Source organism: Gilliamella sp. W8136 (genome assembly GCF_016101285.1).
Lineage (GTDB): Bacteria > Pseudomonadota > Gammaproteobacteria > Enterobacterales > Orbaceae > Gilliamella > Gilliamella apicola_N.
The window spans coordinates 124,787-146,627 of the sequence record NZ_JACFQU010000003.1 but is presented as its reverse complement, the minus strand read 5'-3'; the positions used below and the strand labels follow the sequence as shown (position 1 = coordinate 146,627).

The 21,841-nt window shown below is 33.2% G+C and carries 18 protein-coding genes; 5 read left to right on the top strand and 13 right to left on the bottom strand.

The window, feature by feature from the left end; all coding sequences use genetic code 11:
• Positions 1-3: 3 nt before the first annotated feature.
• Together H3T96_RS02740 and H3T96_RS02735 are read right to left on the bottom strand one after the other, a co-directional pair.
• The gene (locus H3T96_RS02740; protein WP_144091204.1) at positions 4-2,250 is read right to left on the bottom strand and encodes an AAA family ATPase; all 2,247 of its coding nucleotides are present in this window, start codon (positions 2,248-2,250) and stop codon (positions 4-6) included.
• An 853-nt stretch (positions 2,251-3,103) separates the two neighbouring features.
• A complete protein-coding gene (locus H3T96_RS02735) occupies positions 3,104-3,448 on the bottom strand; it encodes a MerR family transcriptional regulator (protein WP_144091202.1) in 345 nt (114 codons plus the stop codon).
• A gap of 75 nt (positions 3,449-3,523) precedes the next feature.
• Here H3T96_RS02735 and H3T96_RS02730 point away from each other — a divergent pair, with 75 nt between their 5' ends.
• Complete coding sequence (locus H3T96_RS02730) at positions 3,524-3,895, top strand: EthD domain-containing protein (protein WP_144091201.1); 372 nt, start codon at positions 3,524-3,526, stop codon at positions 3,893-3,895.
• A 126-nt stretch (positions 3,896-4,021) separates the two neighbouring features.
• On the opposite strand, the gene guaA is transcribed toward H3T96_RS02730, so the two are convergent.
• The 4 genes from guaA to H3T96_RS02710 form a co-directional block, all read right to left on the bottom strand.
• Entirely contained in the window at positions 4,022-5,605 is a 1,584-nt protein-coding gene (guaA, locus tag H3T96_RS02725) for a glutamine-hydrolyzing GMP synthase (protein WP_144091199.1), read from the bottom strand.
• Positions 5,606-6,449: 844 nt separating this feature from the next.
• Positions 6,450-6,926 carry a toxin-activating lysine-acyltransferase gene (locus H3T96_RS02720; protein WP_144091197.1) on the bottom strand — a complete coding sequence of 159 codons (477 nt, stop codon included), beginning with the start codon at positions 6,924-6,926 and terminating at the stop codon, positions 6,450-6,452.
• A 372-nt stretch (positions 6,927-7,298) separates the two neighbouring features.
• Positions 7,299-9,449, bottom strand: a complete 2,151-nt coding sequence (gene pta / locus H3T96_RS02715) for a phosphate acetyltransferase (RefSeq protein ID WP_039126948.1) — start codon at positions 9,447-9,449, stop codon at positions 7,299-7,301.
• 65 nt (positions 9,450-9,514) lie between these two features.
• Positions 9,515-10,720, bottom strand: coding sequence for an acetate kinase (locus H3T96_RS02710; protein WP_144091195.1), 1,206 nt, complete (start codon positions 10,718-10,720; stop codon positions 9,515-9,517).
• Positions 10,721-10,915: 195 nt separating this feature from the next.
• On the opposite strand from H3T96_RS02710, the gene yfbV reads away from it, so the two are divergent.
• The gene (gene yfbV / locus H3T96_RS02705; protein WP_039126954.1) at positions 10,916-11,368 is read left to right on the top strand and encodes a terminus macrodomain insulation protein YfbV; all 453 of its coding nucleotides are present in this window, start codon (positions 10,916-10,918) and stop codon (positions 11,366-11,368) included.
• A 13-nt stretch (positions 11,369-11,381) separates the two neighbouring features.
• A complete protein-coding gene (gene priC / locus H3T96_RS02700; RefSeq protein ID WP_144091194.1) occupies positions 11,382-11,888 on the top strand; it encodes a primosomal replication protein PriC in 507 nt (168 codons plus the stop codon).
• Between the two features lie 515 nt (positions 11,889-12,403).
• Here the strand turns inward: priC and H3T96_RS02695 are convergent.
• Positions 12,404-12,616, bottom strand: coding sequence for a hypothetical protein (locus H3T96_RS02695; RefSeq protein WP_144091192.1), 213 nt, complete (start codon positions 12,614-12,616; stop codon positions 12,404-12,406).
• A 33-nt stretch (positions 12,617-12,649) separates the two neighbouring features.
• Positions 12,650-13,294, bottom strand: coding sequence for an SMI1/KNR4 family protein (locus tag H3T96_RS02690; RefSeq protein WP_039126957.1), 645 nt, complete (start codon positions 13,292-13,294; stop codon positions 12,650-12,652).
• A 338-nt stretch (positions 13,295-13,632) separates the two neighbouring features.
• On the opposite strand from H3T96_RS02690, the gene cysK reads away from it, so the two are divergent.
• Positions 13,633-14,598 carry a cysteine synthase A gene (gene cysK / locus H3T96_RS02685; RefSeq protein ID WP_025315738.1) on the top strand — a complete coding sequence of 322 codons (966 nt, stop codon included), beginning with the start codon at positions 13,633-13,635 and terminating at the stop codon, positions 14,596-14,598.
• 78 nt (positions 14,599-14,676) lie between these two features.
• On the opposite strand, the gene ruvB is transcribed toward cysK, so the two are convergent.
• From ruvB to dnaX, 4 genes are all read right to left on the bottom strand, one after another.
• A complete protein-coding gene (ruvB, locus tag H3T96_RS02680) occupies positions 14,677-15,681 on the bottom strand; it encodes a Holliday junction branch migration DNA helicase RuvB (RefSeq protein WP_025315739.1) in 1,005 nt (334 codons plus the stop codon).
• Positions 15,682-15,694: 13 nt separating this feature from the next.
• On the bottom strand, positions 15,695-16,303 hold the full coding sequence (gene ruvA / locus H3T96_RS02675; protein ID WP_025315740.1) for a Holliday junction branch migration protein RuvA: 609 nt from the start codon (positions 16,301-16,303) through the stop codon (positions 15,695-15,697).
• A gap of 259 nt (positions 16,304-16,562) precedes the next feature.
• Positions 16,563-16,901, bottom strand: coding sequence for a YbaB/EbfC family nucleoid-associated protein (locus tag H3T96_RS02670; RefSeq protein ID WP_025315741.1), 339 nt, complete (start codon positions 16,899-16,901; stop codon positions 16,563-16,565).
• 32 nt (positions 16,902-16,933) lie between these two features.
• On the bottom strand, positions 16,934-19,000 hold the full coding sequence (gene dnaX / locus H3T96_RS02665) for a DNA polymerase III subunit gamma/tau (RefSeq protein WP_144091190.1): 2,067 nt from the start codon (positions 18,998-19,000) through the stop codon (positions 16,934-16,936).
• A 405-nt stretch (positions 19,001-19,405) separates the two neighbouring features.
• Between dnaX and H3T96_RS02660 the strand changes: the two genes are divergently transcribed.
• The gene (locus tag H3T96_RS02660; RefSeq protein ID WP_144091188.1) at positions 19,406-20,344 is read left to right on the top strand and encodes an acyltransferase; all 939 of its coding nucleotides are present in this window, start codon (positions 19,406-19,408) and stop codon (positions 20,342-20,344) included.
• A gap of 278 nt (positions 20,345-20,622) precedes the next feature.
• Here H3T96_RS02660 and H3T96_RS02655 read toward each other — a convergent pair whose 3' ends face one another.
• On the bottom strand, positions 20,623-21,801 hold the full coding sequence (locus H3T96_RS02655) for a M20 family metallopeptidase (RefSeq protein WP_039126970.1): 1,179 nt from the start codon (positions 21,799-21,801) through the stop codon (positions 20,623-20,625).
• Between the last annotated feature and the right edge of the window lie 40 nt (positions 21,802-21,841).

Here is a 21,841-nt window from a genome sequence, read left to right as displayed (position 1 = left end):
CACTTATATCTCTTTCCTCAGCTTATTTTCCAACCAAGAAAAGCCATCCTGAATATATTTAGGTAATTTAGGTTTTTCGGTATCATCAGAAGTAATTAGCTCATAGAGTAACTTACTTGCAAATTCAGATTTACCACTATTATTGCCAAAACTTTGTTGTAGTCTAAAAGAATTCTCTTTTAGTAGATCTTTATTTTTTCCATTATTGGTTATATTTTTATAAATTGTTGGTTTAAGGCTGGAGATTAAGTTATGAAGAAGATTATTTTCGTGATTAGTTAGTATAATTGCTTCTTCTAAACTTGTTGCAAATTGCCCCTCTATAGGATCTTTCTGATAAACAACATAGAGAAAATCTTTTTCAATATAATCTTTTATTTTAATCAAGCTGATAGTTTTATTTGAATTTTTTGAATTTTTTGAATTTTTTGAATTTTTTGAATTTTTTGAATTTTTTGAATTTTCTAACAAATAAATTAATGTTGAATTAGTGGTTTGTCTATTATCTAAAGATGTTATTTGTGCATATTTGATTGGATAAGAACCATCATTATTACAAATAGGACAATCAGAATCTTCTTTTTTATGCTTTTTATTTCTTTCACAACGATACCGTTGTATATCTAAATCAGTAATGATTAAACAGGGAATATTTAGTTTTTTAATCAATGGAAAATAAACTTTACTATGAGCCCCATCAACTCTAAACATTGATATATAGTAATTATTTAAAATTTGATTTTGTTCTAAATAATAATGTAATAGTGTTTCCTCGGTTGCTCCTTCCACAAAAACAACAGCATCTGAAAAAAATAATTCAGATACTTTGTATTTAATATGTTTTTTCAAAAATAGAATGTCATTCTCTTTTGTCGGACTATTTTTTTCTAGAATATTTTTATCATCTAAAGGGATTACAATTGAATATTTATCTTTTATTGTTAAGTAATTAATATTATTAAAAGAATTACAACTATGAATTTTGCTATTTACAATATGAGAAGAGTGCGTCGTAACCACAATTTGACACTGTAGTGATTTTTTATTTTCAGGTACAGTATTAGCCAGATCCAAAGCTTTATTGACAGCATTATCAATACGAGAAATAAAGAACTCCTGCATTTGCGGGTGCATAAATATCTCTGGCTCTTCAATAAATAATAAATTTATTTTGCTTTGATGGCTATTTTCTTCATAATTATCAATATAATGAATAATTTCACCTATAATATTAAGTAAATTTACATATCCCAAACCAAATTGATCTTCAGGTATGAAATCATCACCATCAGTAAAGCTATATTTAATCAAATCTCTTAAAATAGTTTGTTGGGTTACATTGCCTCTTAATTGCATACCAACGTGATTTTCTTGTTCAATTTTTTTTAAGATTTCAGAAACAGATTCATTTCTACTTTCGACTTTATGGGTAATAGCTTGATTGATTTTTTCAATATCATCCTTAAAAAAATCTTTAGAGCTATCATTATCAAATTGAGAAGACACAATTCGCTGAAACACTTTTGTAAGTATATTTTCATTTAAATGCCGATTAGCTCTTATATTTTTAATTGAAAATAGATTACTTAATGAAAAAGAACTAATGTCAGTATCGTTTATGTTTTTATACATAACTTTATATTCAATGAGTTCTTTATCATCAAGTAGCTCATGCAATTTCTCTAATTGTATATTGGTTTTAGAAAAACCATCAGTTTGGGGGTGATTAGTTTCAGTTTCTTTAATAATTTTTCTAACATTTTCATAAAAAATTTGTGACTCTTTGAGTTCATATATAACTTTAATTTCAATCGGTTCTTCTAAGGAATCATTACTCAATGTAATAAAATTAGAAAGATTAGTGATGAGATCCTCACCTCTATTAGAATCAATTTTTATTTTTAAGATGAATTCTAACTTAGGGATTGGGAGATTATCAAAAGGTTCGTTTTTTTGATAAGCTACTTGATATTGCTCGAGCAATTTCTTTAGATAATATACATTAAAATCAGAAGATTTAGGCGACTTATTTTTTTCCTCAGTAATAAAGATTAATGCATTAGTTATTGTTGTTTTACCTGAATTATTTTTACCAATTATTAATGTACTTGACGGAGATATTAAAGGCTTTGTTTCCCCAATACTTTTATCAAAGGAATGATAAATCTCATTAGAATTAACAAAATATATTGTATTATTCTCTTCACCAAACTTTCGATAATTTATAATCTTCAAACTCTCCAGATACATTATTTATTCCTTATTTCAAACATTAATACATATTTTTATATCTAATACCATATTTTTTATGAGATTATTTTTTCCTATTTTCTTTAAAAAAATCTATTAATTATCTAATAATTTCTGAAAAACTTATTATAAATACATAGTTACATTATATATCAACACATAGTATACTTACTAGCCAATTATTTTAAACTAGCTTTAATTAAATTGTTCTTTTATGTTGTTTTTAAACGGCATTCAGATCGACACGAATTATATAAATAATATGTATACATTTATTTTATTCTTGTCTTACTAATCTAATGTGTTGTAAAAACTTTTAGTGATAATTATAACTTTCCTGATAAAATGTGCTTAATTGCTTTAACTCATAATCTCATCTCCAACAAAGAGCTTTTTAATATGATTTTCTAACTCAATTAATTTCATTCGTTTAACCTCATTCACTTCAAATATATATATATTTAGCATCCCTAATTAAGGATAAACATTAATGGGATTTGGACTATTTATATAACCATTCTGAACAATTTAATAACAGGCTTTTATTGGCATTATCACCTTTATAGTTCCATCAATTTTGCTAGCGGAATTTATCGCACCCGTTAGATGTATACCGATATTTTTACAATACTAAATAGAAACCCAACCTAATATGCCATTTTTTAGAGTTGAAAAACAAATATACTTAAAAGATGTCAGTTTTGACATTATCAGGAAAGGCTTATAGAAGCTATATGTGATAACTTTTCATAGTGGGGGTTAGTTTATTAGTTGTTTAAAAGATTTGTGTAATTACCTACTCTATTTTAGCATTTTGCTTTTAAGAACCTATTCAGGAATTGAAAAATGAATCTTAATTTTCTTCTAACAAGGTTAATAAACGATTACGACTTTGCTGTAAAAGTTGAATTTGCTCATCTATTTTTAATAAAGTGTCACTCAACCCCATTTTGAATTCTTCACAGGGAGAAAATTTTTTTTTCTGATTTTGCCAACAAGGGAGGATCCTACGAATCACTTTTAATGTTAATCCAGCCTTATTTAACTTATGAATTAGTTTTACTCGGTCAATGTCCTCTATTTCAAACTGACGATAACCTGAAACTGTGCGTTTTGGTGAAAGAAGTCCTTCTTCTTCATAATATCTAAGCATTCTAACACTGATCTGACTTAATTTTGATAATTCACCAATTTTCATATCACTTCCTATTGACTCTTACAGCAATGTCATACTTTATCATATGATTAGATTATTTTTAAACGGAGGTATTAAATGATTAAATTAATAACGCTAGTTAAACGCAAAAAGACATTAAGTTATCAAGAATTTGATGATTATTGGCGTAACCATCATGCAACTTTAGTTAATTCACAAAAAGAAGCACTGGGAATTCTTCATTATGTCCAAAGCGTACCATTACAAGATAAAAAACCGGGAAATGCTATGCGCAATAGTAGAGGTGCACCCATTTTTGATTTTGATGGAATGGCAGAAATTTGGTGGCAAAGTAAAGAAAAGATGCTAAATATCAGAACTTCGCATGAAGCAAAAAAAGCTATACAACTACTATTGGATGATGAAAATCAATTTGTCGATCATTCACAATCGTTAATCTGGTATGCAACGGAACGAACGATTTTTTAAATTCACATGTTTTACTATAATTTGTTGTTATCATTTTAAATTCTAATAATTTTATTCTAAGTAAAAAGCCATTCTGAAATGAATGGCTTTTATATAGATTAACAGAAATTAATAACTGTAAAATCTTTACTCCCACTCTATAGTCGCAGGTGGTTTTCCGCTTATGTCGTATACAACTCGTGATATACCATTTACTTCATTGATAATGCGGTTCGACACTCTTCCTAAGAAGTCGTATGGAAGATGAGCCCAGTGGGCGGTCATGAAGTCGATGGTTTCAACGGCACGCAGTGAGACTACCCAATCATATCGGCGTCCATCGCCCATGACGCCAACCGAGCGTACTGGTAAAAATACAGTAAATGCTTGGCTAACTTTGTGATATAAATCGGCTTTGTAGAGTTCTTCGATAAAAATCGCATCGGCTTGTCTTAATAAATCACAATACTCTTTTTTCACCTCACCCAATACCCGAACACCTAAACCCGGTCCAGGGAATGGATGGCGATAAAGCATATCGTAAGGTAAACCAAGTTCCAGACCGACTTTACGTACCTCGTCTTTGAATAATTCACGTAATGGTTCAACTAAGCCCATTTTCATATCTTCAGGTAATCCACCCACATTATGGTGAGATTTGATGACATGAGCTTTACCTGTGTCAGCAGCAGCAGATTCAATAACATCAGGATAGATGGTTCCTTGAGCAAGCCATTTGACATCTTTTAATTTTGCTGCTTCTTCATCAAAAACGGCAATAAATTCACGACCAATAATTTTACGTTTAGCTTCTGGATCGGTTTCGCCTTTTAATGCAGCCATAAAACGGTCTTCAGCATTGACAGCAATAATATTTAAACCAAATTTATCGCCAAACATCTCCATTACTTGCTTTGCTTCATTTAAACGCAGTAAACCATGATCAACAAAGACACAAGTTAGCTGATCCCCAATAGCTTGATGTAATAATAATGCGGTAACAGATGAATCAACACCACCAGAAAGACCTAATAATACTTTATCTTTGCCAACTTTTTCTTTAATACGAGCAACTGCATCCGTGATAATAGATGAAGGTGTCCATAATTTTTCACATTGGCAGATATCAATAACAAAACGTTGCAGTAACTCTAATCCCTTAACAGTATGCGTTACCTCCGGATGGAACTGCACGCCATAAAACTGTTTTTCATCGTTAGCCATAATGGCAAATGGGCATGTTTCTGTTTGTCCGATTAAAGTAAACGTGTCGGGTAATGAAGTGACTTTATCGCCATGACTCATCCAAACATCGAGTTGATCAAGCCCCGCATCACTTGTGCTATCTAAAATACCTTCGGTTAATTTGGATTTTGCAACAATATCAACTTTAGCATAACCAAACTCACGTTGATTAGATGCTGTAACTTGTCCGCCCTGACCTACTTGGATTGCCATAGTTTGCATACCGTAGCAAATACCTAACACAGGCACGCCAGCGTTAAATACATATTCAGGCGCTCTTGGGCTATTTTGTTCGGTCGTACTTTCAGGGCCACCTGATAAAATGATGCCTTTAGGATTAAATTGTTTAATTTTTTCTTCCGAAACATCCCATGGCCAAAGTTCACAATACACACCGATTTCACGAACTCTTCGAGCAATTAATTGCGTTACTTGTGAACCAAAATCCAAAATCAATATACGTTGTTGGTGGATGTCTTTATTCATCAATTTTAATTCCTAAAATATAAGCCAATATAAAAATTGCTTGGTATTGTATCATCTAATCATTATGCTTAAATAGCGTATCAGCATTTTTTATGTAATAAATATTCATAAAAAAGATATTTAGCATATTAGGGAAATAAAATTTGCAATTAAGGTGAAGCATGGCTGAGGGATTTGCAGGCTTACTCACTGATCAATATTTAAAGGAAAATATCTGAATAATAGAAAAATATACACAGTAAATACAATTTCACTAGGTATATATTAATTAGGATGTTAGTTTATTGTTTGCTTTTTATTTGAACAACAATTACCATTTTTTCAACACCTATATTATTTCGATATTTTCGGGGATAGTATTGCCAAGATCATGTTCAAAACGTGCATCAATCTACAAATAAGTATCTTTAATTATGGTTGTTTGCACCTACCAATTCCCCCCAGTATTATTATATTTTTCAAATTGGTATTTACTTATATCTACGTGACTAGATTTTTTAAAATTAATCCAAACATTGGCGACGCTATAAATCATAGCCCGCTGTCAAAATTTATCCTAATTATGATAAGTTACTCATGCAATTTACTTTGAGTTCAAGTATAAAACTTACATGAGACTTAGAGTTTAGTTGCAGTATTGATATTGTTATCACCGTACTAGTTTGTCACACTCAACAGAATCCATAAGCACTTTTGTGCAATATAAGTAAAAGGTTAAATCGGCAAAATTAAAACTGTTATGATTTATTGAGTAATACCTCTTACTAATTCAGAAGAAACAAAGCCCGCTCCAATAATATTAATTTTTTTAGATATTTGTTTCAAAATTCTTGGCTAATATACCCTAACATTGAACTGTTTTAATAACAGGTTTTGCTTTTGACTTGTGATAACCAAAAAAGCAAAGATTATTTTTTAATACTTTTTTACATATTGATTTCATAAGTAAAACTTCATTCAATCCAAATGGGCAAAAAAAAGATAAAAGCCATAGCCGTTTCGTTTCATCCTTTTCGTTGCATTGGACAAAATTGAGATAACTTTTCATTTTATTTAAATATTGCCATTCTTCTTCCTTATTCAAATAAGCCCAATTGAGGTACCCTAATGGTCTATTATTTTTAATCAATAAAATAAAGTTTTTAGACTTGATGATAGGAAGTAATGCTTCTAATGCTGAACTTATCGCCGCATTTCGATAATTAGGGTTTCTATTCCATAACCACATGGTATAGCCTAATACTTCGGATTCATTCCACGCAGTATCTTGATAAATATTTGGTGCAATGATTTGGATTAAGTTTTGATTAGAACGGTTCATTTAGTTTTACCTCTAATAACATTAATTTAAAACCAATTTATTAAAAGATAAGAGTTATTTTTATGTAGTAAATTAGAATTACTGACATAAACATTACTTGTTTAGTCATTTAAAAATGAATGAAATGAGCAAATACAAAAAATAACTATTTAATTAGATCACTAAAAATAGAATTAGCTTAAAACTAAAAATAAATTAAACTAAATAAATTATTCTTAAATGTAATGAATTTGAACGCAATAACAGCTATAAACAATATATAACAAACATTATTTTTAACTATTTTTGTTTTTATAAAGGACAAAACGTTATAGTTTGGTTGAAATGAGAGGTTATTGAATAACCTCTCACAAATTGAAACATCAATATAAACTATTTACCAGCATTTTGCTCTTGCGCTGATTGAATAGCTGTTAATGCAATAGTATAAACGATATCGTCAACTAATGCACCACGAGACAAGTCATTAACAGGTTTACGCATACCTTGTAACATTGGACCAATTGATACAAGATCAGCAGAACGTTGTACTGCTTTATATGTGGTATTACCAGTATTTAAATCAGGGAAGATAAACACTGTTGCTTTACCCGCTACTTGTGAATTTGGTGCTTTAGATTTAGCCACATCAGGCATAACTGCTGCATCATATTGTAATGGACCATCAATCATTAGATCTGGGCGTTTTTCTTGAGCAATACGAGTCGCTTCTTTCACTTTTTCAACATCAGCGCCTTGACCAGAACTACCTGTTGAATATGAGATCATCGCAACACGTGGTTCAATACCAAAGGCAATTGCAGTATCTGCTGATTGAATAGCAATTTCAGCAAGTTCTTGTGCGTTTGGATCTGGATTGATTGCACAGTCACCATAGATATAAACTTGGTCTGGCATTAACATAAAGAAGACAGATGATACAAGTGAACTACCTGGGGCAGTTTTAATTAATTGTAATGGTGGGCGAATGGTATTGGCAGTGGTATGAACCGCACCTGATACTAGACCATCAACCTCGTTAGCTTCAAGCATCATTGTACCAAGCACAACATTGTCAGCTAATTGCTCACGCGCAATAACTTCAGTCATACCTTTATTTTTACGTAATTCAACTAAGCGCGGTACATATTTTTCACGGATATTTTCTGGATCAACAATTTCAACGCCAGCACCTAATGTAACGCCTTGAGACGCTGCTACTTTACGAACTTCATCAGGATTACCAATAAGTACACATTTTGCAATATTACGCTCTGCACAGATAGCTGCAGCTTTGATTGTTCTTGGTTCATCACCTTCTGGTAAAACAACCACTTTTTTCGCATTACGTGCAAGCTCAGTTAGCTGATAACGGAAAGCTGGCGGAGATAAACGACGAGTTGAATTCACCACTTCATTTAATGATTTGATCCAATTTGCATCAATATGGTCAGCAACAAAGTTTTGTGTATTATCCATACGTTCTTTGTCATCAACCGGAATTTCTAAATTGAATTGTTGTAAATTAATTGAAGTTTGGAATGTATTTGTTTTAACAGTAAATACAGGTAAGCCTGTATCAAAAGCTGGTTGGCATAATTTATAGATTTTTTCATCAATTTCATAACCGCCAGTTAACAATACACCACCAATTGCCACACCATTCATAGCAGCTAAACTGATTGTTACTAATACATCAGAACGGTCAGCTGAAGTCACAAGTAATGCATTTGGTTGCAAATGGCTGATGATGTTTTGCACACTGCGTGAGCAGAATGAGATATGTTTAATACGACGGCTTTGAATTGAACCTTCATTAATGATTTTGGCATCAAAATGTTTAGCGATATCAATTGCACGGCAAGCACTTAAATCAATATTCCAAGGAATACAACCAAGCACAGGAATTGGGCTATGACGATTTAAATCTTCAATTGTGATTTTTTCACCATCAAATTTATGAGTATGGTAAATTTCTGCAACATCTGGACGAGCAAGAGATTGCTCTTCTACAGGTGCATTTACTTTATTAACAATGACACCCACGATTTTTTCATTTTTAACGCCACCAAAATTAGAACGGGCAATTTCAATACGATCTTTTAATTGTTCTGGTGTGTCTTTACCCATATTAACAACAAAAACTATTTCAGCGCCAAGCGTTTTAGCGATGTTATTATTTAATTCATTAGCAAACGGATAATCAGCAGTTGGAACAATACCTTCAACTAATACAACATCAGCACCTTTAGTATTTTCAGCATAAAGGGCAACGATTTCTTCCATTAACACATCTTGTTGATTTAAACCTAATAGGTTTTCAACATGGCTCATTTTAAGTGGTTTTAAAGCGGGAATTGATGTGTTATTACTCACTAATGTCGTGGTGTTGTCAGGGGCATCACCACCTGCTCTTGGCTGCGCAACTGGTTTAAAAACGTTTAAGTTAATACCTTGACGCTCCATAGCTCGAATAACACCAAGACTCACACCTGTTAACCCTACATTGGTTCCGGTTGGAATTAGCATAATAGTACGAGACATAATTATTTTCCTCTTAATTCTTTTATGTAAAAACAAACCGCCATTTCGGCGGTTTTAATCGTTTATTAAGCAGTTAGACGCGCAGCATCCTGAGCGATAACAAGTTCCTCATTGGTTGGAATCACCATTGCAATAGCAGAGCCGTCTTTAGTGATTGTACCACCTTTGCCAAAACGTGCAGCAAGGTTACGTTCTTGATCAAGTTCAAAACCTAGAATACTTAATTTTTGTAAGGCCATACGACGAACTTCTTCAGAATTTTCACCAATACCACCAGTAAATACGATTGCATCTAAACGACCGTCTAAAAGCATTGCATAACCACCAATGTATTTAACTAAACGGTGAACAAAGACATCTAAAGCATTTGTTGCATTTTCATCTTTGCCATAGTTGTCAGTTACATAACGACAATCGCTACTTACACCTGTTAAACCTAATAGACCAGATTTTTTATTTAAAAGATTGTTGATATCAGCAACTGACATATTTAAGTTATCGTGTAAGAAGAACATGATAGCAGGATCGATATCACCACTACGTGTACCCATTACTAAACCTTCAAGTGGAGTTAAGCCCATTGAAGTCTCAACGCATTTACCGTTTTTAACAGCAGTAATTGATGCACCATTACCTAAATGACAAGTGATTACATTTGTTTCTTCAACTGGTTTATTCAATAATCTTGCAGCTTCACGGCTAACATAATAGTGGCTAGTGCCGTGTGCGCCATAACGACGAATACCGTGTTTAGTATAAAGTTCGTTAGGAATAGCATACAAATAAGCTTCTTTTGGCATAGTTGTATGGAATGCAGTATCAAATACAGCAACATTTTTAGTTTTTAGATGAGGGAACTCTGCAAAAGCTTCACGAATACCGATTAAGTGCGCAGGATTATGTAAAGGTGCAAATGCTGCAGCTTCTTCAATACCTTTTAATACTGAATCATCAATTACGACAGATTGAGTATATTTTTCACCACCGTGAACGATACGGTGTCCAATAGATTTAATACTATCTAATAATTCTGGTTTTTGAGGGAAGATGCTATTAACAATAAATCTGATTGCTTCACTATGAGCAGCGCCAGCACCTAAAGAAGCTTCGTTCTTAACACCATCAAGTTTCCACTTAATACGTGCATCAGGAAGATTAAAACATTCAGCTAACCCCGATAAAAACTCATCACCATTTTCAGGGTTAATAATGGCAAATTTTAATGAAGAACTTCCGCAATTAAGAACAAGAGCGTTATTACTTGATGACATAGTAATTCCTATAAATTGAATAAAAAGATATATACCAATCAAAATTGGTAACTCAACACATGATTTAAAAATCGATGTGACTACGTTAAGGTGACTTCTGATATCTTGCTTTTTGAGATAAAATAGAGAGAGTCTCCAATTTGAATGACATTATTTTAAGACAATAAGAAGTGAATGTCGAGGAATCCCAACAAGATGAATTTAGTTAATACATTTAAGGCTGGACAAAGGTATATGAAGCTTTGTCCGACTGATCAGCAATTGATGCATTCGTTTCCTGAATTAAAAATCATTAACCACATAAAAACCATAACAAAATATTTGCCACCCTGCATTGTAGGGCTAATTGTTTGGCAATATTATATGCCAGCGCAGCTTGCAGTAACAATCTTAACTATTTTGTTTGCCTTGAGCTTACCATTACAAGGTATATTTTGGTTGGGTCGACGTTCACAATCACCTTTACCCCTAAATTTAGTGGATTGCTATAATCGAATCAAATTACAACTCATTGAGAAAAAAGTATTAAATGTTAACGCAAACCCAAATGAAAAATTAACATTTGAATCATTAATGCAACTTATAAACTTATCTAAAATTCATTTAGGTAATTATTTTGGACAAGATGATGATGCATCTAACCAATAATGAAGATTAACTCATGCAAAATTTTTTGGAAAAATTAAAAAATCAAATAAATGTACTTGAACAAGAGATCAATTTAACAGATCAACAATCTTTTCAAGAACATTATTTCGATGAACATTTGTTTAACACTAGCAAAATCGAATCCAATAACCAATTCTATCTTGATAAAATAAAGCAGACTTATCAAGCCCTTTGCGATGCGGTACTCTCTCAAAAATTGATGCAAATTGAATTTTTTTCAGAAAAGCTTATTGATCAAATCTCCGCCCTTACCCGCGAACTTGCTACTGGACATTTACGTAAGCAGCCTACCGACTATGTTATACTGGAAACACTTGCAGAAAAACACTCAAGACATTTGGATTATCTAAGACGATTACAAGATATGAAATATGAATTTGAACTTTCATCTGATTCAATTGATCATATTAAAGTTGCTACATTGGATAATCGAATCTACCGCTGTGAACAAGCGATAAAAAAAATTGAATTAGAAATGGAAAACGATAGCCTAGATTAAATTATTTGCTTACATCTGCTCTTTTTTAATACAGCTTTTAACATCTGTCTCGCTCAAGAACTAGGTACTTAAAAGAGTTGTTTCATTACAATAAAATAATATGATTCAATAGAATAGAATTTGAAATTACATTAAACATCAATATTTCTTATAAATTTAGGGCTTATTATATCGGCTTTATTATCTAATTCGTCTTGCTTTCCACTTTGATTTTTTTCTTCTCTTTTTTTATATACTGTCCGATAACAATCACGATTACCAACATAAATCTCATTTAGCGTTAAATCTGATGGAATATCTTTAAAATAGTCATCGAGTTCATCCCATGGAGAAGGAAGTGCAATAGCTATACCATAGTCGTCATCAGGAATAAGTTCATCCCAAAAAAATAAGCTGTTTTTTTTTTAAATTAAGCAGTTCTCCCATTGAAATGCCAGAATATAATTCATTTTATATTTATTTGTGTATTTTCCTTTATAATTTTGATTACACCATAACTCTTCAATTCGGCCATTTCAATTTGTAGAAATAGTTATTGTTCCATTATTCAAGCAATACAAATATTTTAGTTCGTATCCAACTTTATTTGAAGAACTTGGTTTTTCCCACGTGCTTTCTTCAACATCAAAATTTTCATATAATTCGTCTGCATAAAATTCCACATAACGACCAATCTCAATATTACCCAAAGATTTATAGCTTATTATATCTTCATTAAAATCTATCATTTGGATGATCCTTTTTAATGAAATTATCCTTTTTTATCTTATAAGCCCTTCTCTTTTAAATTTCGCTATCAACTCACGTCCTTTTTCAGAAAGTTCTAATTTTTTTAAACGCACCTGAATTATTTTTTTCGAAGACATAAAAAAGTATTTAGAATCGTTCATCAAAAAATCTATGTAATCATCAGAATAAGGAACATTAGGATCAAAATCTTCGATTTCGGTTTTAATAATTTTTGTTAGAAATTCATCAAAGGAATTAGCGACAAGCTTTAAATCTAGATTCTGCTCTAAATAACCATTTCTGACTGTCATATCAAAATATAGATCATTTACTTCATGATCCCAATGATAAACTTTGCCATTTGGATACAAACAAAGTAAATCTCCGAAATTTAAAGATGCTATAGCAATGGACCGTTTAGGGATTCTATTTAAATACATCCAGTTATTAGCAATTACATCTTCCCGATCTCGTTTCTTAGAGAATCCGAACATTACTTCAAGCGGAAGTGATTCACCTTGACAGTCAATGGAATAATCAAACACATCCTCATCAAAGGCAATGACATTATATTTCTTTAAAAATTTAATATAAGAATTATGAGAATCTGTTGTAATTTTTAATTTAGAAATAAGCTTATCAATATTTCTTGGCACAGCATATTTTGATTCAAACATTCGATTTCCTTAAATAACATCCATCCATAAATAAAATCTTATTTCCTACTAATCTAACAGTACCTGTTTTATCGTTTTGCTTCATTAAAAGTCAATAATTTATCAAATAATTCTGAATTTTTATACTGGGATGATATCAAATTATATTAACTTCAATTGTGTACTATTTTATGAATACATTTTTAGTTATCAATAAAATTACATCTTTCTTATATCAAAAACGAATATTGTTATAATTATTATTTAGTATCATCTTTTTAAGTAATCTTTATAATATTGTTATCGTCAGCGATTATTAAAACGCTATTCCCTTTAAAGTTATTTATAAGGATTATTTAATGAGTAAAATATTTGATGATAATTCTCAAACCATCGGTCACACGCCTCTAGTTCGTTTAAAACATTTTGGTAACGGTAATATTTTAGCCAAAGTGGAATCTCGCAATCCTAGTTTTAGTGTTAAATGTCGTATTGCATCAAATATGATTTGGGATGCAGAAAAACGCGGGTTATTAACATCGGATGTTGAATTAATCGAACCTACTAGTGGTAATACGGGTATTGCTCTTGCAGCAGTCGCTGCAGCACGAGGTTATAAACTAACCTTAACCATGCCAGAAAGCATGAGTATAGAACGTCGAAAATTACTTAAAGCTTTAGGTGCTAATCTAATTTTGACTGAAGCGGCAAAAGGCATGAAAGGCGCAATTGAAAAAGCCGAAGAGATTGTTGCTAGTAATCCTCAAAAAAACATCATGCTGCAACAATTTAGTAATCCAGCCAACCCAGAAATTCACGAAAAAACCACTGGACCAGAAATTTGGAACGATACGGATGGCCAAGTAGATATTTTTATTGCTGGTGTAGGTACTGGAGGTACTTTTACAGGTACAGTTCGGTATATTAAAAAGACTCAAGGCAAAAACATAACAGCCGTAGCTGTTGAACCGGCTACATCTCCAGTTATTAGCCAAGCCCTAGCGGGTGAGCCAATTAAACCAGGACCACACAAAATTCAAGGTATTGGAGCTGGGTTTATTCCAGAAAATTTAGACTTAAGCTTGATTGATATAGTTGAAAAGGTCACAAATGAACAATCCATTGAAACTGCGCGAGAATTAATGGAAAAAGAAGGTATCTTAGCAGGTATATCATCCGGTGCAGCCGTTTATGCAGCTGATCGTTTAGCAAAATTACCTGAAAATGCCAATAAAACCATTGTGGTAATTTTACCGTCATCTGGTGAGCGTTATCTTAGTACGGATTTATTTAGTGGTATTTTTACTGAAAAAGAACTTGGTTAAACCAAATCTCGAAACGAAAAGCGCGACCAAGTTTGAGTCGCGCTTTTGTATATCTTTTTTACTTTTTTAAAAAAGTAATCACTCATCTTGAATAATACCAAAATGTCGATAAGCATGTGGTGTTGCAATTCGACCCCTTGGCGTTCTTTGAATATAACCTTGTTGAATCAAAAACGGTTCGAGCACATCTTCGATGGTTTCACGCTCCTCACCTATGGCAGCTGCAATGTTATCAAGACCTACAGGCCCACCCATAAACTTTTCAATAATGGTGAGTAATAATTTACGGTCCATATAATCAAAACCTTCGTTATCCACATCTAACATATCAAGTGCTTGGGACGCAATTTTTTGATCAATCACACCTTTTGATTTTACATCAGCATAATCACGCACGCGACGCAATAAACGATTAGCAATTCGAGGCGTTCCGCGTGAACGTTTGGCAATTAAATGAGCACCCTCATCAGATAAGTCCATACCTAAAAATTTAGCACTACGACTAACAATATATTCCAAATCCTCAACCCGATAAAACTCAAGGCGTTGCACAATACCAAAACGATCACGTAATGGCGAGGTTAACGAACCCGCTCGCGTTGTTGCACCAATAAGTGTAAATGGAGGCAAATCGATTTTAATTGAACGTGCTGCGGGACCTTCCCCTATCATAATATCAAGCTGATAGTCTTCCATAGCTGGATATAAAATTTCTTCTACTACAGGTGAAAGGCGATGAATTTCATCAATAAATAGCACATCGTTAGGCTCTAAATTGGTTAACATTGCAGCTAAATCACCTGCTTTTTCTAATACAGGGCCGGAAGTGGTACGTAAATTAACGTTCATTTCGTTGGCAACAATATTAGCTAAAGTTGTTTTACCTAGTCCAGGCGGACCAAAAATTAACACATGATCAAGTGCATCGCTACGTTGCTTGGCAGCTTGAATAAAAATTTTCATCTGTTCACGTACTTGTGCTTGCCCAATATATTCATCCAAACTTTTAGGACGAATAGCACGATCCAGTGATTCTTCTTCCTTTTTGGCTTGAGGTGCAATCAAGCGATCCGCTTCAATCATAGTAAATCCCTATTTATAATGCTGATTTTAATGCTTCGCGAATAAGCGTTTCACAATCCATATCAGGTAATATAACTTTATTAATAATTCGACTGGCTTCTTGTGGTTTATAACCTAATGCGATGAGTGCTGATACAGCTTCGCTTTCTATTTGGTTAGATGATTTTTTAACGCTGCTGGCTTCTATAACGGTACTTATCGGTGAAAGCTGCTCAGCAAAACGTTTAAGGCGATCTTTCATTTCCACAATCAAACGTTCTGCTGTTTTAGTGCCAACACCTGGCAATTTAACTAAAGTTTTAATTTCACCCTGCTCAACGGCACTAATAAATTGTTGTGCAGACATTCCAGACAAAATTGCCAACGCTAATTTAGGGCCTACGCCATTAACCTTAATCAATTCACGAAACAACTCTCGTTCTTGTTCTTGATTAAAACCATATAAAATTTGTGCATCTTCCCGCACCGCAAAATGGGTTAATACTATCACTTCTTGCCCATTGTCAGGAAGTTCATAAAAACAGGTCATCGGCATAAAAACCTCATAGCCGACGCCACCCACTTCAATCAGAACTTTAGGTGGTTGCTTTTCAATAATGGTTCCACGTAGACGACCTATCACAATTTATCCTTAATAATTTACTGTTGGTTGAAATAATTGACGGCTCTTGAAAATAACATATTCATTATTTAATCATTAATTTTTTATTGACGAACAAGAGTAGCAATTAATTTGAAAGTAAGTGGTTGTTAGTTTACCTGATAGAAAAAAATTAATAAAGAAAAACTGTATAAATAGACAGGCAATAGCTGAAAAGAATTTGCCGATTGCTGTTAATAATCGGCAAAAAAGTTAGATTAAATTAATATAATAAAATCAATTAAAACGGCATTTTAAAGCCTGGTGGTAACTGCATACCGCCAGTTACTTGTGCCATTCGCTCTTTTTGTGCGTCATCTAAACGACGAGTCGCATCATTGTAGGCAGCAGCAATTAGATCTTCCAACATCTCTTTATCATCTTCCGTAACTAAAGAGGGATCAATTTCAACACGTTTACAGTTATGTGAACCATTTATTGTTACTTTAACTAAACCAGCACCTGATTCACCTGTCACCTCTAATTTGGCAATCTCTTCTTGTGCTTGTTGCATTTTTGCTTGCATTTGTTGAGCTTGCTTCATTAAATTGCCCAAACCACCTTTTCCACCTGAAAACATATTTATTCCTCATTAAAAAATTTAGCCCATAATTATACAGGACGAATGCTCGCCTCATCAATCTTCGCTTCAAAATATTGACAGATCATCGATACTTTTGGATCTTCATTTATGGTCACCTTAGCTTGTGCAAGCTTTTGTTGATAAAGATCTTCACGCATTTCTAAAGGCGTTTTATTATCCTTATTATCATCAAGAATGATCTTAACATTTAATGCTCGTTGGCGATAATTAGCTATCGCTTTTTCAACTTTAGCCACATTACTTGATGAGTTGATCAGATGTTTTACCGCAGATCGCATATGTAAAATGATATTATTTTCATCTGTCTGTTCAATAAACGAATTACTGACAATCTGTTTGATAAGTGGCGATAAATCCAACTGTTCTATTTCAAAACACCACGCATCTTTCTCTGCCATTTCCTCAATTAATTTTTTTGTCATTTCAGGTGTTTTATCACCGTTAAGCGATTCCCGAAAAGTTTTAGTGTCAATAATTAAATCATCTTTAGTCTCAACATAACCACAAGCTTGCCACTGATAATTTTCAGCCGTAATGACTTCCTCTGTCTCGTTATCATGCTCATCTTCATCATTATCTTTAATATCGACTTGTTTATTATCAGCGAGTTGAGTGATATTTTTAGCATGAGTTAATGATGAATGAATTACCTCTGATTTTGGCTGCAAAGGCTCGACTTTGGGTTCAGACTTTTTTGCTTTTTGTTCTCCTTTGATTAACTGCATCCTCATTTCTAATATGTTTTTTGTAACAGAGGATGCATCATCAGGAATAGATAGATCTTGAACATTTGATTGAGCAATCGGTACAGGTTGAGAGTCAACAGGTATGTTGCTATTTTGATTTGAAGTTAAGTTAGATTCCGATTCTGGATTGCTCTTTTTTTTTGATAAAAACTGAGTTGATTGTATGTGTGACTTAGGTTCAGCAACAATTGATGGCTCAACCTGTGGTTTAATACTTGGTTTAGGTGCTATAGTTGTATCATTATTTTTAGGCATGAAAGCTAAAGCACGTAAAAAACTCATTTCAGTACCTATTTTTTTATCTGGAGCATACGCCAAATCTTTTCTACCCATCAATAGGATTTGATAATATAACTGCACGTCATTTGGCGCCATATATTTTGCTAGAAAACGAATTCGTTCTTCTTGATCGGTATAATCGCCTAATGCGGTTGGTACAACTTGCAACAAAGCAATTTGATGTAAAAGTGCAATACTTTCTGCTAATAAATTATCCCAATCTGCACCTTGTGCTGCTGCCATATCAATTTGCTGCATTAAGACATTACCCTCATTATGGTACAGTGCTTCGATCAGTGAAAAAGGGATGGATTTATCAAGAGTACCTAACATCAACGTCACTGATGCTGTATCAACTTCGCCATTACCAAGTGCGATGGCTTGGTCAGTTAAACTTAATGCATCACGCATACTGCCATTAGCCGCTTTAGCCAATAACGATATCGCTTTTGGATCGTTTTTAATCTGCTCCAATTTTAAAATATGAGTAAGTTGCTCACCAATGAGCGACGTATCAAGAACATTTAAGTGTAAATGCAAGCAGCGCGACAATATAGTAATAGGTAATTTTTGAGGATCAGTCGTAGCTAACAAAAATTTGACGTGTTCTGGTGGCTCTTCTAATGTTTTAAGTAGTGCGTTAAAACTACTGCGTGATAGCATATGCACTTCGTCAATTAGATAGACTTTAAAACGCCCCTTAGTAGGAAGATATTGAATGTTATCCAAGATCTCCCTAGTATCCTCTACTTTAGTTCTAGAAGCAGCATCAATTTCAAGCAGATCAACAAAGCGTCCTAACTCAATATCACGGCAATTATCACATTCACCGCAAGGTGTGGCGGTTATACCTGTTTCGCAGTTTAAACCTTTTGCTAATAGACGAGCAATAGATGTTTTTCCAACGCCTCGAGTACCCGAAAACAGATAAGCATGATGAACACGTCCTAGAGATAGCGCGTTAGATAAAATTTTTAAAACATGCTGTTGACCAACCACTTCAGAAAATGATTTAGGCCGCCATTTACGTGCTAGAACTTGATAACTCATAATCACCATTGCTTATTACTAATGAAATTGGTTTTTATCATAGCATAAAGTCCTAAGTTAGTCTGCAACAAGACAATAACCGGCCTAATATTAGACAGCATCTTTTTACATAAACGTATGCTTAACCTGAAACTTTTTTACAAAGTAGTGATAAACTAATTAATTTAATATTAGACTTAATAAAATTGAAAAAGTAAATTCCTTTCGTTAAAAAATCCTTATTTAATAAAAAATAAGCAATCAATTTTAACTAATAATTAAGAGCGAGTATTCAATTATGTACAGTCTCTTTATGATATGATATTTTTTAAAACATTTTCTTATTAATGGAGAAAAATTTTGAATATATTAAAAACTCTAGACAATAAAACTGATATACCGTTTGAAATTTCAAAAGGAATTGAGATGAATTCCTCATATATTGAATTTTTAGATACCAACCCAAAAATAAAAATAGGCTATGGAACTAAACTCAATTCCGCATCGATAACCGTTCGAAACGGTGGAGAGTTAGAAATCGGCGATCTATGCGAATTAAGAGGTCGAATTATCATTGAACCAAATTGCAAATTATTTATAGGTAATGGATTAATTTGTAATGATCTGATTTTTATACATGTGGCTGAAAATGGAGCAATTCATATCGGTGATGATTGTTTATTTGCCAACTGTAGGATTTATAACTCAGACCTGCATGGTGTTTATGATATGCAAACACGCAAAAGAATAAATCCTTCTAAAGATGTTATCATTGAAGATAAAGTCTGGTTAGCCCGCGATACGATTGTATTAAAAGGAGCAAAAATCAATAAAGGCTGCGTTGTTGGTGCAAGAACTATCGTTAATAGATCATTTTCAGATTTTTCAATGATTACTGGCTCTCCAGCCAAAACAATAAAAACAGGAATAATGTGGACACGCAACGCTTACGAAACACCTCCTGAACTTATTCATCCTGATTTTCCCCTCAGTAAGTTTTGTTCACTTGCTAAGCAATTTAAACATGATGACGTGATATCAATTGGCATACTACTTTGGAGCAAGAGAAAAGAGATTACTGGATCGGATTATTATATTATTTACTACTTAGCCAGAGCTATTTTACTTAAGTATTTTAAGCAACAAAATATTGATGTGGTAAAAATTGGTGATATAGATATAACACTTATTGAAATCTATGATACGTTATATGATTGCTTTGAAAAAAGTAAAAGAAAAAACTGGCCATGTGGTTGTTACGCTCGACTTGCAGCTAAATGTGCAGGAAATACAGAACAAGCTGATCATTTATATAACAAAATTAAACCTTTTTTTCCAAGTATTGATGGACCTTTATTTAATTAATACTTTATTATTAATTAAATTTAATGAAGTAAGTTAAGTAACAACAATGACTAATCTGTAGGTTTTAGGCAATGTGTTTAAACAAAAAAGATGACCCAAAAATACGTGTTGTTGATAATAGAAGATGTAGGTATAAAATGATGATATATTGAATTTTCAAATTTAGCTATAATCTAAAAAAAGCAATAACTCACAACACCAAATAGTCCAAGGCAAGCTATACTAAAAACAGAATTTTTACATAAATGTATAGCTACCCTGAAACTGTTTTACAAAATTTAATTTTGATTTAAATAAGCCCAAGCATATTGCGCATAGAATTCAGCGCCTAATGCCATTCCATCTTCATCCACATTAAAACAACCATGATGATGTGGCCATTGAGTATCTTTATCAGGATTACCCGACCCAACTAAAGCAAAAGCACCCGGTATATTTTCTGTATAGTAACTAAAATCCTCACCACCTGTTGTTGGTGCTTCAAAGTATAGTGCCTCTTCACCAAATGATTCGACAATTACTTTTTGGGCTAGTAATGCGCTTTCTTTATCATTAATTACTGGCAAAGTGCCATAGATATATTCAACTTCGGCTGTTGCTCGGTACATTGCAGCAACTTGATTAGCATAACGTCGGATTGCTGATTCAATTTTGTCACGCACGGCAACGTTAAAACAACGCACTGTTCCATCTAATACCGCATTTTCGGCAATAACATTAAAGCGTGTACCAACATCCATACGGCCAATTGTCACAACAGCGGGATCAAGTGGCGACACTTCGCGCGACACAATGGATTGGACATTCATAACAAATGCGGAAGCAACCATTACTGCATCAACGGTATCATGTGGCATAGAACCATGACCACCTCTTCCTTTAAAACGCACAGTCAATAAATCAGCAGAAGCAAAACTCGAACCGACTACACAAGATATTTTACCAACTGGCATTTGTGACCAAATATGCATACCAAATGCACTATCTACACCATCAAGCACACCTTGTTTAATCATGCCTTTGGCACCTTGAGCAACCTCTTCAGCGGGTTGAAAAACAAGTCTTACGTTACCTTTTAGTTGATCGCGAATCTCATAAAGCGCTTTTGCCGCTGTCAGTAACATAGAAGCATGGGTATCGTGACCGCAAGCGTGCATTTTACCGTCAATCGTTGATTTATAATCAATGTTTTCACTCAGTTCTTGTACGGGTAACGCATCAATATCAGCTCTTAATAAAATTCTTTTACCTGGCTTGCCTCCTTGAATTTCAGCAATAATCCCTGTAGGTTCCGTACGTCGATAAGCAATTCCTATTTTATCAAGCTCCTGAGCAATTCTATCTGTGGTTCTAAACTCTTCCCACGGTAATTCAGGATGACGATGAAGATCGCGACGAAAAGCGACCATCTCATCAATATTTTGTTGTATTAATTTTTTTATGTTTGGATTCGTCATTTCACTACCTTTAATATTTCAATTTGTTCTACTTTTATAA

Coding starts and splice junctions, on each gene's coding strand:
- H3T96_RS02690 (WP_039126957.1), bottom strand. CDS start 13,294: ATGTTTGAATCAAAATATGCTGTGCCAAGAAATATTGATAAGCTTATT.
- H3T96_RS02710 (WP_144091195.1), bottom strand. CDS start 10,720: ATGTCATCAAGTAATAACGCTCTTGTTCTTAATTGCGGAAGTTCTTCA.
- H3T96_RS02655 (WP_039126970.1), bottom strand. CDS start 21,801: ATGACGAATCCAAACATAAAAAAATTAATACAACAAAATATTGATGAG.
- H3T96_RS02735 (WP_144091202.1), bottom strand. CDS start 3,448: ATGAAAATTGGTGAATTATCAAAATTAAGTCAGATCAGTGTTAGAATG.
- dnaX (WP_144091190.1), bottom strand. CDS start 19,000: ATGAGTTATCAAGTTCTAGCACGTAAATGGCGGCCTAAATCATTTTCT.
- H3T96_RS02660 (WP_144091188.1), top strand. CDS start 19,406: ATGAATTCCTCATATATTGAATTTTTAGATACCAACCCAAAAATAAAA.
- H3T96_RS02720 (WP_144091197.1), bottom strand. CDS start 6,926: ATGAACCGTTCTAATCAAAACTTAATCCAAATCATTGCACCAAATATT.
- yfbV (WP_039126954.1), top strand. CDS start 10,916: ATGAATTTAGTTAATACATTTAAGGCTGGACAAAGGTATATGAAGCTT.
- priC (WP_144091194.1), top strand. CDS start 11,382: ATGCAAAATTTTTTGGAAAAATTAAAAAATCAAATAAATGTACTTGAA.
- H3T96_RS02730 (WP_144091201.1), top strand. CDS start 3,524: ATGATTAAATTAATAACGCTAGTTAAACGCAAAAAGACATTAAGTTAT.
- cysK (WP_025315738.1), top strand. CDS start 13,633: ATGAGTAAAATATTTGATGATAATTCTCAAACCATCGGTCACACGCCT.
- H3T96_RS02695 (WP_144091192.1), bottom strand. CDS start 12,616: ATGATAGATTTTAATGAAGATATAATAAGCTATAAATCTTTGGGTAAT.
- H3T96_RS02740 (WP_144091204.1), bottom strand. CDS start 2,250: ATGTATCTGGAGAGTTTGAAGATTATAAATTATCGAAAGTTTGGTGAA.
- guaA (WP_144091199.1), bottom strand. CDS start 5,605: ATGAATAAAGACATCCACCAACAACGTATATTGATTTTGGATTTTGGT.
- H3T96_RS02670 (WP_025315741.1), bottom strand. CDS start 16,901: ATGTTTTCAGGTGGAAAAGGTGGTTTGGGCAATTTAATGAAGCAAGCT.
- ruvB (WP_025315739.1), bottom strand. CDS start 15,681: ATGATTGAAGCGGATCGCTTGATTGCACCTCAAGCCAAAAAGGAAGAA.
- pta (WP_039126948.1), bottom strand. CDS start 9,449: ATGTCTCGTACTATTATGCTAATTCCAACCGGAACCAATGTAGGGTTA.